Source organism: Mycolicibacterium canariasense, from assembly GCF_002101555.1.
Classification (GTDB): domain Bacteria; phylum Actinomycetota; class Actinomycetes; order Mycobacteriales; family Mycobacteriaceae; genus Mycobacterium; species Mycobacterium canariasense.
Map to the genome: position 1 here is coordinate 165,197 of NZ_LQOL01000081.1, position 12,977 is coordinate 178,173.

Sequence of the window (12,977 nt, forward strand, 5' to 3'; positions counted from 1 at the left end):
CTGGCGCAACTCGGGCCGCCCAGTAGTGTTGCCGAACATGGGGAGCCTGTTCTTCGGACGCCGCTGGACCGAGGCCGACGTGCCCGACCAGACCGGCAAGATCGCGATCGTCACCGGCGCCAACACCGGGCTGGGTTTCGAGACCGCGCGGGTGCTGGCCGCCCGCGGTGCCCGCGTCGTCATCGCGGTGCGCGACACCGCCAAGGGGGCCGCCGCGGCGGCCAAGATCCCTGGCGACGTCACGGTGCAGAAGCTGGATCTGGGATCGCTGGCCTCGGTCCGGGAGGCGGCCGGCCAGCTGCGCGACGAGTTCGACAAGATCGACCTGCTGATCAACAACGCCGGCGTGATGTACCCGCCCAAGCAGAACACCGCCGACGGGTTCGAGCTGCAGTTCGGCACCAACCACCTGGGCCCGTTCGCGCTGACCGGGTTGCTGCTGGATCGTCTTCTGCCCGTTGCGGGTTCACGCGTGGTAGCGGTGGCCAGCATTGCCCACCGGATCCAGGCTGCCATCCATTTCGACGACCTGCAGTGGGAGCGCGGCTACAACAGGGTGGCCGCCTACGGGCAGTCCAAGTTGGCCAACCTGCTGTTCACCTACGAACTGCAGCGGCGGCTGTCCAGCCATCACAACGCGACCATCGCGGTGGCCGCCCACCCCGGGATCTCCAACACCGAGTTGATGCGGCACACCCCCGGCAACGGGTTGCCCGGCGCCGCCACCCTGACCGGACTGATGACCAACAGCCCACAGGTGGGCGCCCTGGCGACGCTGCGGGCGGCGACCGATCCGGCCGTGCGCGGTGGCCAGTACTACGGCCCGGCGTTCCCCGTCGCGTCGTTCGGGCTCATCGGGCATCCGGTGTTGGTGACCTCGACGGACCAGTCCCACGACGTCGATCTGCAGCGCCGGCTGTGGACGGTCTCCGAGGAACTCACCGGCGTCACGTTCCCGGTCTAATGCGTACGGTCGACGAACACCAGCGCGTCATCGCTGGCCTGATCACGCCGCGTGCACCCGTCGTGGTGCCGCTGGCCGACGCGCTGGGACTGGCACTGGCCGCCGACGTGGTGGCGCCGCTGTCACTGCCCGGGTTCGACAACTCGGCGATGGACGGCTTCGCCGTGTACGCCGACGACATCGCCGGCGCGAGCGCCGAACACCCGGTCAGCCTGCCGGTCGCCGACGACATCCCGGCCGGGCGCACCGACACCGGCACGCTGAAAGCCGGTACGGCGCAACGGATCATGACCGGGGCCCCACTGCCGGCCGGGGCGACCGCGGTGGTGCCCGTGGAGGCCACCGACGCCGACTTCGCGACCCCCTCCTCGGCGGTCGCGATCCGGACCGCCGCCCGGGCCGGCCAGCACATCCGGCGCGCCGGCGAGGACGTCACGGCCGGGACGACGGTGCTGCGCACCGGTCAGGTGCTCACCCCGGCGGCACTGGGCCTGGCGGCCGCGCTGGGCCTCGGCGAACTGACGGTGCTGCCGCGGCAGCGGGTGCTGGTGATGTCGACCGGCTCGGAGTTGGTGGCGCCGGGCACGGCGCTGCTGCCCGGCCAGATCTACGAGTCCAACGCCGTGATGCTGGCCGCCGCCGTCCGCGACGCCGGGGGGGAGGTGGTCGCCTGCCCGATGGTGGGTGACGACGTCGACGCCTTCCGGGACGCCCTGCGCAGCTACGCCGCGGCCGCCGACCTGATCATCACCACCGGAGGGGTCAGCGCGGGCGCCTACGAGGTGGTCAAGGATGCCCTGTCCGGTGAGGTGGAGTTCGTCAAGGTGGCCATGCAGCCCGGCATGCCGCAGGGCTCCGGCACGGTGGCCGGCACGCCCATCGTCACGCTGCCCGGCAATCCGGTGAGCTCACTGGTGTCCTTCGAGGTGTTCGTGCGGGCCCCGCTGCGCGCAGCCATGGGACTGGTTCCCGACCGGCCCCGGCGCATGGTGACGCTCACCGATGACCTGACCTCGCCGAAGGGCAAACGACAGTTCCGCCGGGGGATGCTCGCGGGTGACACCGTGACCAGTTTCGGGCCACCGGCCTCGCACCACCTGCGCTGGCTGGCGTCGTCGAACTGCCTGCTGGACATCGACGAGGACGTCGAGCAGATCGCGGCCGGATCGGCCGTCCGGGTCTGGGACCTGTCAGTCGGCTGAATCCACGTAGAATCGGGAGCCGCCATGGCCAGACCTGCCCGCCCCTCCGACGACACCGCGTCCGAAGTGGAACGCTTCGCCGACCTCGTCCGCTCGACCGTCCCTCCGATCCACCCGGCCGGCCTGCCGTTCATCGCCGGCGGCCTGGGCATCGCGCTCGCCGGCCGTAACCGGCGCTGGCTGCGCAACACCGGCCTGTCCGCCGCGAGCTTCTGCGCGCTGTTCTTCCGGCACCCGCCCCGGGTGCCGCCCACCCGGCCGGATGTCGTGGTGGCGCCCGCCGACGGCCGGATCACCCTGATCGACCAGGCGGTTCCGCCGGCCGAGCTGGGTCTGCCGGACACCCCGATGACACGGATCAGCATCTTCCTGTCGCTGTTCGACGCCCACGTGCAGCGCGCCCCGGCGGCCGGCGAGGTGGTGGCCGTGCGGCACCGCCCCGGCCAGTTCCAGTCCGCCGACAAGGACACCGCCAGCGAGGCCAACGAACGCAACAGCCTGCTGATCCGCACCCCGGACGGGGTCGACGTGGTCGCCGTCCAGATCGCCGGCCTGCTGGCCCGGCGGATCGTCTGCACCGCCCGCCCCGGCGACAAACTGGCCCTCGGCGAAACCTACGGCCTGATCCGCTTCGGGTCCCGGCTGGACACCTACCTGCCCGCCGGCGCCAAGGTGGCCGTCGAAATCGGGCAACGCGCGATCGGCGGCGAAACCGTGTTGGCGCAGCTGTGATCAAGGCCCGGATCAAGCCGCCGGCGGTGAGCCTGCGGTTCCTGCCCAGTGCGATGACCGTCGCCGCCATCTGCCTCGGACTGTCGGCGGTGAAGTTCGCCCTGGACGGCCGGCCCACCGAGGCGATGGCGCTGCTGGCCGTCGCCGCCATCCTGGATGCGCTCGACGGCCGTACCGCCCGGATGCTCAAGGCCACCTCCCGTATGGGTGAGGAGATCGACTCACTGGCCGACGCGGTGAATTTCGGTGTGGCCCCGGCCTTCATCGTCTACGCCACGCTGCTGTCGCATTCGCAGATCGGCTGGATCGTGGTGCTGTTCTACGCGGTGTGCATCGTGCTGCGGCTGGCCCGGTTCAACGCCATGCTCGACGCCGATCTGCCGGCGTACGAGAAGGAATACTTCATGGGCATGCCGGCCCCGGCCGGTGCCATCGGCGCGATCGGCCCGATCGCGGTCAAGATGCAGTTCCCCGGCGACTGGTGGAACACCCCGGCCGCCGAATGGGCGGTGATCGCGTGGATGATCGGCGTCTCGCTGCTGGTGGTCAGCGCCATCCCGATGCGCAAGGTGCACACCTTCTCGGTGCCGCCGAACATGGTGGCACCGCTGCTGGCCCTGCTGGCGATCGGCGTCGCCGCCTCGGTGCTGTATGGCTACGTCGTGATCATGGTCATCATCGTCGCCTACGTCATCCACATCCCGTTCGCGGTGCGCAGCAAGCGCTGGGTGGCCGCCCATCCGGAATCCTGGAACGACAAACCGCGCCAGCAGCGCGCGGCCCGGCGGGCCATTCGGCGCACCCAACAGCCGCACCGGCGCTCGGTCTCCCGGCTCGGCCTGCGTAAGCCGCCCGGGCGGCAGTGAGCCTCACCGGGATGACCCTGACGCTGACCGCGCGCCTGAACACCTCGGCACTGGATTCACGCCGCGGCGTGGTGCGTCTGCATCCGGAGGCCATCGCGGCACTCGGTATCCGGGAATGGGACGCGGTGTCGCTGCTGGGTTCGCGGTCCACCGCCGCCGTCGTCGGGGTGGCCCCGGACGGCACGCCCGCCGGGGTGGCCCTGCTCGACGATGTCACGCTGTCCAATGCGGGCCTGCGCGAGAACGCCGCGGTGGTGGTGGAGCCGGTGACGGTGCACGGCGCGAAATCGGTCACGCTGACCGGATCGCGGCTGGCCACCCAGTCCGTCTCCCCCGCCACCTTGCGAATGGCCTTGCTGGGCAAGGTGATGACGGTCGGTGACACCGTGTCGCTGCTGCCGCGCGATCTGGGGCCCGGCACCTCCACATCGGCGGCGACGACGGCGCTGGCCACCTCGGTGGGCATCACCTGGACCTCGGAACTGCTCACCGTCACCGGCGTCGACCCCGCCGGGACGGTCAGCGTGCAACCCAATTCGATGGTGTCCTGGGGCGACGGTGTCTCCGAGCCGGTTCCGTTGCGCACCACCGCGGCGACGGCCGCGATACCGTTCGACGATCTCAAGGGCGCCCACGTGCAGGCCGGCAAGCTGACCGAATGGCTGAAGCTGGCCCTCGACGAGCCGCAGTTGCTCGAAACCCTTGGCGCCACAGCTAATCTCGGGGTACTGGTGTCCGGGCCGGCCGGCGCCGGCAAGGCCACCCTGGTGCGCGCGGTGTGCGCGCACCGCAGGCTCATCGAACTCGACGGCCCCGAGATCGGGGCCCTGCGCGCCGAGGACCGGCTGTCCACGGTGGCGGCGACGGTGGCCAAGGTGCGCGACGGCGGCGGGGTGCTGTTGATCACCGATATCGACGCGCTGCTCCCGGCCGCCGCGGAACCCGTCGCGACCCTGATCCTGGCCGAGCTGCGCACCGCGGTGGCCACCAAGGGGGTCGCGTTCATCGCCACCTCCGCGGTACCGGACAACGTGGACAACCGGCTGCGCGCACCCGACCTGTGCGACCGCGAGCTCGGGGTGAGCCTGCCGGACGCCGCCACCCGGGCGGCGCTGCTGGAGGTGCTGCTGCGCGACGTACCGGTCACCGATCTTACGTTGGACGAAATCGCTGAGCGCACACCGGGTTTCGTCGTCGCCGACCTCGCCGCGCTGGTCCGGGAGGCCGCCCTGCGGGCTGCGGCGCGGGCCAGCGGTGACGGTCAGCCGCCGACACTGACCCAGGACGACCTGACCGGCGCACTGTCGGTGATCCGCCCGCTGTCCCGGTCGGCGACCGAGGAGGTGGCCGTCGGCTCGGTCACCCTCGACGACGTCGGCGACATGGTGGCGACCAAGCAGGCGCTGACCGAGGCCGTGCTGTGGCCCCTGCAGCACCCGGACACCTTCGCCCGGTTGGGGGTGCAGCCGCCGCGCGGCGTGCTGCTGTACGGACCGCCCGGCTGCGGTAAGACATTCGTGGTGCGCGCGCTGGCCAGCTCCGGCCGGCTGAGCGTGCACGCCGTCAAGGGCGCCGAACTGATGGACAAATGGGTGGGCGCCTCGGAGAAGGCGGTGCGCGAATTGTTCCGTCGTGCCAGGGATTCCGCGCCGTCGCTGGTGTTCCTCGACGAGGTCGACGCGCTGGCACCGCGGCGCGGGCAGAGCCATGACTCCGGTGTCACCGATCGGGTGGTGGCCGCGTTGCTGACCGAATTGGACGGTATCGAACCGCTGCGCGATGTGGTGGTGCTCGGCGCCACCAACCGGCCCGACCTCATCGACCCGGCACTGCTGCGGCCGGGCCGGCTGGAGAAGTTGGTCTTCGTCGAACCGCCGGACGGCCAGGCGCGCAAGGATATCCTGCGCACCGCAGGCAAATCCATCCCGCTGGCCCCGGATGTCGACCTGGATGCATTGGCCGTGGAACTGGACGGCTACAGCGCCGCCGACTGCGTGGCCGTGCTGCGCGAGGCCGCGTTGGCGGCGATGCGCCGTTCGATCGACGCCGCCGACGTCACCATGGACGATGTCGCCAAGGCCCGCGAGACCGTGCGGCCCTCGCTGAATCCCGAGCAGGTGGCGTCGCTGCGGGCGTTCAGCGAGAACCGCTGAACGCCGGTCCCGCACTGAAGCCAAACGTACCGCACGACTTGGCCCTAACCTGAGTAGTCCACTACTCGAATCCTCTCACCCACGACGCCAGATACTCGGTGTGGTCGCTGCTGTACCTGGTGGCAGTGACCAGAACGAGAGGAAAAGCCATGACTGCAACACAACTCGAATCAGCGATAGCTGATCCTTCGAACGGGCACGAGCCCGCGGATTCCGCTATGGAGGTCGCCTGCAGCATCAGGCGTCTGCCGCTCCGGCTGGCCGAACGTGCCGCAAAGGTGAGCATCAGTCTCAACCCAGCGAACGCACCGCTCCTGGAATTTGCGGATATCGCTTCGCCCCTTCCCGATTCGCCGCTCGCACTCACCTTGCTGACGACGAAATACTGGGGTCCTGCTCAGCGAGCGTTCTCGGTGAGCTTCATGGAGGCCACGCCTGCGGACCTGCGGACCCGCATTGTCAGCCATCTCAACGCCTGGAGTCTGCGGACCGGCGTCTCTTTCGCCGAAACCGCAGGTGTCGGCGATGTCCGCATATCTCGCGGACCGGGCGGCTACTGGTCCTACCTCGGCTCCGATATCAAGCTCGTACCGGCGAATCGGCAGACGATGAACCTGCAGGGCTTCACCATGAACACACCGGATTCGGAGTTCCGGCGAGTCATCCGCCACGAAGCAGGCCACACCCTCGGCTTCCCGCACGAACACATGCGCAAAGAGTTGGTGGAACGAATCGACCCGGCGAAGGCGTATCCGTACTTCCTGGCCAACCAGGGCTGGTCGAAGGAGATGGTCGACCAGCAGGTGCTGACGCCGCTGAACAGTGCGTCGATCCTCGGAACTGCCGCCGACCAGGACTCGATCATGTGCTATCAGCTGCCGGGAGCCATCACATATGACGGTCGCCCCATTCGGGGTGGCACCGATATCAACGCGACCGACTACTCGTTCGCCGCACGGATATACCCGAAGTCCCGTTCCGCGGGTAGCCAAGCCGGCGCCGCCGATGATTGGGGCGTAGAAGAAGACGTAGACATCTCGGTGTGACGGTAGCGTTCCGGGCATGGCCCACTACGTCGATATCGCGCGCGAGCCGGGACCACCACCGGCTCACCTCACCGTCGACGTCGACGACGTACTCCGGTTTTCGGCGTCCGGAGCCGTCGTCCGGGAGGGGGAAAGTGTCGAAATACTCGGCATTCTCAATGAGGCCATCGTCGCCACAAACGGTGAGCTGCTCGCCCCGCAGGGCCCACCGAACGTCGTCCTGGTCCGCGCATGTGCCCCCGGTAGCGCATCGCTCGAGATCATCGCCGGCGATCCCTTTCAGCCATCGGATAGCCGACGGACCGTGCGTATCGTGGTCAATTGAGCCGAAACTATCGACGACGCGCCGTGTTACCGAAAACCGGGGGCCGCTGAACCATGGTGACGTGAGCATTCGACCGCCAGATCTCCACTCACGGGCTACATTGGGCCCGTGAGCCCGCAAGGACGGCCGCTTTCCCCGTTCGAGTCGATCCACGCGTTGGTGTCCGAGACGACGGTGATGGCGATTCGGGTCACCGAACCGCTGGACCGGGATGCGCTGGGGCGCGCGTGGGAGCTACTGGTGCAGCGCAATCCGGTGCTGACCGGGCGGATCGAGTTCGGCGCGGCGGGCCTGGAGCTGACGGTGGATGGGGCCGCACCCGAGCCGGTGAGCACCGGCCGGGTCGACCCCGAGCACACCACCACCACCCCCATCGCGTTCGGTGCCCCGGTCGCGGGTCTGGATATCACCGGCGACTGGGTCAGCCTGATCACCCACCACGCGATCGCCGACGGCATCCTGATGTACCACTGGTTCCGCACCCTCTGCGAGAACTACATCCAGATCGTTTCCGGTGCAGAGATTTCGGCGCCGGATCCGGCACCGGTCCCGGCGGCCACCGAGACCCTGCTCGCCGACCGCGGTGTCACCAAGGGCAGCCGCACCGGCGCCGAGCGGCTCGACGGGGTACCCGTGCACCCGTTCCGGGACCCCGTCGGCCGGGCCCCGGGCGCGGACCCGTTCGCCCTGCACCGGTTGATCACCGTGTTCAGCCCCGACCAGACTGCCGCCCTGCGCGCGTCGGCCAAGGCCCACCACGAGACGTTGCACGGATTGATCTGCGGTGCGGTCCTTTCCGCCGAGCGTGAGTTGCTGGAGCCCGACGGTGCGCTGCCGCTCGGGCTGATCTCACACGTCAACATCCGCAGGTGGCTGACGCCGCCGGCGCGGGACGCCGACGGCACCAACGTGCAGGGCTATTCGTGCGCGCAGGTGTCCGTCGGCCGTGGCGACGACCCGCGCGTGATCGGCGAGCAGATCCTGGCGCAGCTGCACACCGACCTGGACGAGGGGGTGGTGCAACAGACCTGCCTGCACATCCCGGAGATCATCGCCCGCTGGGCCAGCAGCGACAACCTGGAACCGATCTCCGTCTCGAACATGGGCGATTTCGGATCGCTGCCGGTGCCGGCCTCCGACTTCCGCGTCCGGGGTAACGCGAACTACGCCGTGCTGGCCGCCGGCGGCCCGCCGGAGAACCTGCCGCTGTCCACCGGCCGGCACCACGCCGTGTTCAGTTACGGCGGCCGGCTCAACATCCAGACCACCTATCCCGCCGCGGTGCTCACCCCCGACCGGGCGCAAGCCTTCGCCGACCGGATCAAGGAACTGCTGCTGGCGATGCTGGATGACTGAGATACCCACCGCAGCAGGACGATTGCCGGTTCTCGGGCATGCACACCTGGTCGCCGGCGACCCGCGGAAATTCCTGCTGTCCCTACCCAGCCACGAGCCGATCCTGCGGGTCTATCTCGGCCCGCAAGCCTCCTATCTGCTCACCACTCCCGAGCTGATCCGCGATGTCAGCCTGGGTCGCGCGGGCAACTTCCACCGTGAGGCACTGCGGGAAGCCATCGGCGATCTGGTCAGCGGGGCCACCAATGTGCTCAGCGGCGACGAGCACGACCTACGCCGCAGGCTGATCGCCCCGGTGTTCCGGCAGGGCCGGCTGACCGAGTACACGCAGACCGTGGCCGCCATCGCCGAAGAATGGTCGGCGTCCCTGGCCACGGGTCCGTGCGCAGATCTGCGGATCCGGGTACACGACCTGGTGACCCGGACCATGTTCGCCACCCTCTTCCAATCCGACACCGGCGACGGTGAGATCGGCCTCATCCGGGAACGGGTGCCGTGGCTGCTGTCCGAGGTCATCATCCGCGGTGCGCTTCCCAAACCGATTCGGCGGCTTCGATTCTGGGCCGACCGCAGATTCGTCGGCCAGTCCCGCGAGGTGCGCGCCGCCATGAAATCCTTGATCCGGCAGCGCCGTGACGACCCCGACCGCGGCGATATGCTCTCGGCCCTGCTGCATCATGTCGACGCCGAGACCGGCGCGACGTTGTCCGACGACGATATGGTCGACGAACTGCTGCTGGCGCTGGCCGCCGGTATCGGCTCGCAATCCTCGATGTTCTCCTGGCTCATCTACGAGGTCGCCCGGGCGCCACAGCTGGCTGAACGGGTGTACGCCGAAGTGGACGCCGGCGCGGAACGGCCGTTGCTGCGCAATGTGCTCACCGAGACGCTACGGGTGTGGGCGCCGTGGATCAGCCTGATCACCTCCGACGGACCGGTGCGCATCGGCTCCGCCGAGTTCCCCGACGGGACCAACATCCTGTTCAGCCCCTACCTGGTGCACCACCAGGAACGCTACTTCCCGCGTGCGGCGGTCTTCGACCCGGACCGATGGGATGGCGACACCGGCGACCGGCAGGCCATGATGCCGTTCGGGCTGGGCCAACGGCATTGCCCGGGAAGCCAGTTCGCGCTGCTGTCCATCACCGCGCAGGCGTCCGCGTTGTTCTCCCGTTGGCGGGTGACACTGCCCGACGACTTCACCGTGACGGCCCAGGGCAAGGACTTCGTGCTGTCGCCGACCACCCTGCCGGTGACGTTGACGGCGCGACGCTAACCGGCGGCGGTCTTCTCGGCGATATCGCACACCCGTGGCACCCCGTCCCCGGTCGCCCGCAGCCGCTCACCCAGCGCAGCCGCCGCGGCGCGGGTCCGCTCGTCCAACAGGGTGTCGATCGCACCGCTCAAGGTGTCGGCGCCGAGCTTGGTGAACGGCACGTGCGCGCCGACACCGAGGCGCTGGACCTGGTTGCCCCACAACGGCTGATCGAAGGACACCGAGCACACCAGGGTCGGCAGGCCGGCGCGCAGACTCTCGAAGAGGGTGCCGATGCCGCCGTGGTGCACCGCGGCACCGCAATGCGGGAAGATCAGATCGTGCGCCAGGGCGTCCACGATGAGCAGGTTGGATCCGGTGTGCACGGTGTCGGCGCCCAACGTCGCGCCACCCATGCTGATCAGGGCCCGCTGCCCGGTGCGATCGCAGATCCGCTGGATCAGGCCGATCACCGATCCGAAGTCCTGGATCGGCAGGCTGCCGAACCCGAAGAAGATGGGCGGGGTACCGGCTTTCGCCCATTCCAGTACCTCGGTGTGCCGGTCGGCCAGCTCGCCGATCGCTTCTCGCGCCGACCGAGGCAGCCACAGGAATCCGACGAAAGGCCGTGCGGCGCCCCATTCCTCGGCCAGGCCGGGTACCAGCGCGGGATCGTACATCTGCAATTCGGGCACCTGGCGTCGGGCGAGCAACGCTTCGGTGCTGGATCTGGACTTCGGCAGGTCCAGCTTGGTGCGCAGGTTGTTGAGGTATTTGCCGAACACCGCGGTGCGCAGCCGCTCGACCGCCGACCACGCGGCGCGGTTCACCACGCCGGGCGTCGGCCAGTGATGCGGCAGCGCCCCCGGTGGGGCGTAGCTACCGTTGCGGCGACTGGGGTAGGTGTGCAGGGTGACCATCGGGATATCGCGCGCCTCGGCCAGAATCACCGACCTGTCCTCGCTGAAGGTGGTGCAGATGATCATCTCGGCGTCCTGCGCGATGTCCAGCAGCTCGTCGTCCATCCGGTCGGCATAGTCGGCCATCTGGCCCGACACCATCGACATCAGTTTGAACGAATTGCCGGCGGCCAGCGCACGCTGCCCCTCGGGTGACGAGTACAGGGCATGCACGTCGGGGCCGAATTGGCGGGCCGCCAGACCGGTTTTGCCGACGAAGTCGACGAAGTTCGGCGGCGCGCCGATGATGACGGTGTGTCCCCGGCGTTCCAGCTCCAGGCCCAGCGCGATCCCGGGCTGGACGTCACCGCGGCTGCCGACAAGGGGGATGAGGATGCGCATGAGATTGCACCTTTCTAGCCGATCAGGCCCGTGACGATGATGCTGAGGTAGAAGGTGATGACGAAGACCGTGGGCCAAACCACGGGATGTTCTTCTGGTCGCCGGCGCAGGAAGATCCACAGTCCCACACAGGGCAGCACCGCCGGCGCAAGCACCAGCCGGCTCCCGGTCACACCCGCCGCCAGCAACACCGCACAGACGCCGAATGCCCATGCGGCCCACGCACTCCCATTCACACCGAGGATGCGGGCATAGGAGTGCGGATCATCGGCTGCGACGCATCGCGAGGTCTTCCTGGCGAACTCCAGATGCAGAAAGGCGCCGGTGAACACCAGCGGTACGGCCGGCGCGGACAGACCGAGGCCGGGTTGGCCCACCATGATGAATCCGGTCACCAGAAACTGGGCAGGGCAGACCACCGCGAGATTGACCAGTGGGTTGTCCCGGATCGCCGGGATCCGGGATTCCGCCCACCACAACGCCAGCCCGTACCCCAGGGCCGATGCCAGCACGGCCGCCGACGGGAGTGACACCGCGGCGGCCAGCAGCAGCGCCGCCATGGCGGTCGGCGCCATCGCCACCTGCAGTTCCCGCGTGGTGATGCGCCCCTGCACCAACGGGCGCGACGGGTTGTACCGCCGGTCGTAGTCGAGATCCTTCTGATCGTCGACCATCCGCAGAAACGCCCCGGCCGCGATGAGCGCCAACGCTTTCAGCGCGGTGTCCCAGGTCGGCCGCCACCCACCCGGCATCCCGGCCGACACGTGCGTCATGCTCTCGACGGCGAGCACCCACAACGTCAGGTAGACCGGGTAGACCGGTAGGTACCGCTCGGCCAGGAATCTAGATATGGTCATCGGCGGCGAAGGCCAGTTCGATGGTCGCTCGCGTCTGCCCGGACTGGGTGACCGCCCCGCGGAAGGTCAGCGCATCCTCGCCGGCCGGCGCCATGGTGACGGTGCTGGGCGCGTCGAGTTCGGTGAACGACTGGAAATCGCAGCGTATCCGGGCCGGGCCGGTGACCGTCTCGGCACGACTGCCCAGCAGGCTGATGGCCAGCTGGCGGCCGGCTTCGATGATGAGGCCACCGGGCAGGTGGTCCAGTGCGTGATCGAAGATCGTCGGGTGCGCGATGTCGACCAACACCGGCGCACAGGCCCCGTCGGCGTGTGGCGTCGGCTCACCGATCACCACGTTCTCCCGGCAGGACCGGCCCACCCGGGCCGGATGGACCGGCACGGCCTGCGGTCCGGGATCCCAACTGGCACCGGCGCGGAACGCCGACCACTTGGCCGCCGACATCCAGCCGAAGGCGCCGGAGAGCTCCATCAGCTTGGTGCCCTCGTGGGTGGCGACCGCGGCCACGTCGAGTCCTTGCACGGGCCCGTCCTGCCCGCGACGGAATTCCCTGCGCACCATGATGCTGAATTCCAGGTCCAGTGTCTGCGGGCCGCGCCGCAGCGCGGCCGGGTCGACCACCGTCAGCTCGTAGTAACGAACCGTGTGCCGGGCGTCCAAGGCGACATCGTAGAACAGGTGACTGGCCGCGATACATGCTTGCCGGAAGGCCTCCATGACCAGCAGGGGGTCGTGGTAGCGGCCCTGCTCACCGGTCATATCGGTGTGGAAGCTGTGCCGCCGCGGCAGCTGCGCATGGCACAGCCACGGAGCAGTCGACTCGGCGGCTCCGGTAACAGAGGTGACGAGCACCTCCGAGACTGCGCGTTTGTGCACGAGTTCACGATCGATGGTCCGGGAATAGTTGCTGGCGTTCATG

At 69.0% G+C, this 12,977-nt stretch carries 12 protein-coding genes; 9 read left to right on the plus strand and 3 right to left on the minus strand.

The window, feature by feature from the left end; all coding sequences use genetic code 11:
* Positions 1-37: 37 nt before the first annotated feature.
* The 9 genes from AWB94_RS28565 (at position 38) to AWB94_RS28605 (ending at position 9,920) form a co-directional block, all read left to right on the plus strand.
* On the plus strand, positions 38-964 hold the full coding sequence (locus tag AWB94_RS28565; protein ID WP_062658763.1) for an SDR family NAD(P)-dependent oxidoreductase: 927 nt from the start codon (positions 38-40) through the stop codon (positions 962-964).
* On the plus strand, positions 964-2,166 hold the full coding sequence (gene moeA / locus AWB94_RS28570) for a molybdopterin molybdotransferase MoeA (protein ID WP_062658573.1): 1,203 nt from the start codon (positions 964-966) through the stop codon (positions 2,164-2,166). The genes AWB94_RS28565 and moeA overlap by 1 nt, the downstream gene beginning before the upstream one ends.
* 24 nt (positions 2,167-2,190) lie before the next feature.
* The gene (locus tag AWB94_RS28575) at positions 2,191-2,898 is read left to right on the plus strand and encodes a phosphatidylserine decarboxylase (RefSeq protein ID WP_062658574.1); all 708 of its coding nucleotides are present in this window, start codon (positions 2,191-2,193) and stop codon (positions 2,896-2,898) included.
* Positions 2,895-3,764 carry a CDP-diacylglycerol--serine O-phosphatidyltransferase gene (pssA, locus tag AWB94_RS28580; protein ID WP_062658575.1) on the plus strand — a complete coding sequence of 290 codons (870 nt, stop codon included), beginning with the start codon at positions 2,895-2,897 and terminating at the stop codon, positions 3,762-3,764. Before AWB94_RS28575 ends, pssA begins: the two co-directional genes overlap by 4 nt.
* Positions 3,765-3,775: 11 nt before the next feature.
* Positions 3,776-5,917 carry an AAA family ATPase gene (locus AWB94_RS28585; protein ID WP_062658764.1) on the plus strand — a complete coding sequence of 714 codons (2,142 nt, stop codon included), beginning with the start codon at positions 3,776-3,778 and terminating at the stop codon, positions 5,915-5,917.
* Between the two features lie 98 nt (positions 5,918-6,015).
* A complete protein-coding gene (locus AWB94_RS28590; protein ID WP_234811916.1) occupies positions 6,016-6,963 on the plus strand; it encodes a M12 family metallopeptidase in 948 nt (315 codons plus the stop codon).
* Between the two features lie 16 nt (positions 6,964-6,979).
* On the plus strand, positions 6,980-7,288 hold the full coding sequence (locus AWB94_RS28595) for a hypothetical protein (RefSeq protein ID WP_062658577.1): 309 nt from the start codon (positions 6,980-6,982) through the stop codon (positions 7,286-7,288).
* Positions 7,289-7,396: 108 nt separating this feature from the next.
* Positions 7,397-8,644, plus strand: coding sequence for a phthiocerol/phthiodiolone dimycocerosyl transferase family protein (locus AWB94_RS28600; RefSeq protein ID WP_062658578.1), 1,248 nt, complete (start codon positions 7,397-7,399; stop codon positions 8,642-8,644).
* Positions 8,637-9,920: a cytochrome P450 gene (locus tag AWB94_RS28605; RefSeq protein ID WP_084395370.1), complete on the plus strand. Its 1,284-nt coding sequence runs from the start codon at positions 8,637-8,639 to the stop codon at positions 9,918-9,920. Before AWB94_RS28600 ends, AWB94_RS28605 begins: the two co-directional genes overlap by 8 nt.
* On the opposite strand, the gene AWB94_RS28610 is transcribed toward AWB94_RS28605, so the two are convergent.
* From AWB94_RS28610 to AWB94_RS28620, 3 genes are read right to left on the minus strand one after another with little or no spacing between them, the layout of a single operon-like run.
* Positions 9,917-11,200, minus strand: a complete 1,284-nt coding sequence (locus AWB94_RS28610; RefSeq protein WP_062658580.1) for a glycosyltransferase — start codon at positions 11,198-11,200, stop codon at positions 9,917-9,919. The genes AWB94_RS28605 and AWB94_RS28610 overlap by 4 nt on opposite strands.
* 14 nt (positions 11,201-11,214) lie before the next feature.
* On the minus strand, positions 11,215-12,057 hold the full coding sequence (locus AWB94_RS28615; RefSeq protein ID WP_062658581.1) for a UbiA family prenyltransferase: 843 nt from the start codon (positions 12,055-12,057) through the stop codon (positions 11,215-11,217).
* Entirely contained in the window at positions 12,044-12,976 is a 933-nt protein-coding gene (locus AWB94_RS28620) for an AfsA-related hotdog domain-containing protein (protein ID WP_062658582.1), read from the minus strand. Before AWB94_RS28620 ends, AWB94_RS28615 begins: the two co-directional genes overlap by 14 nt.
* Position 12,977 lies beyond the last annotated feature (1 nt).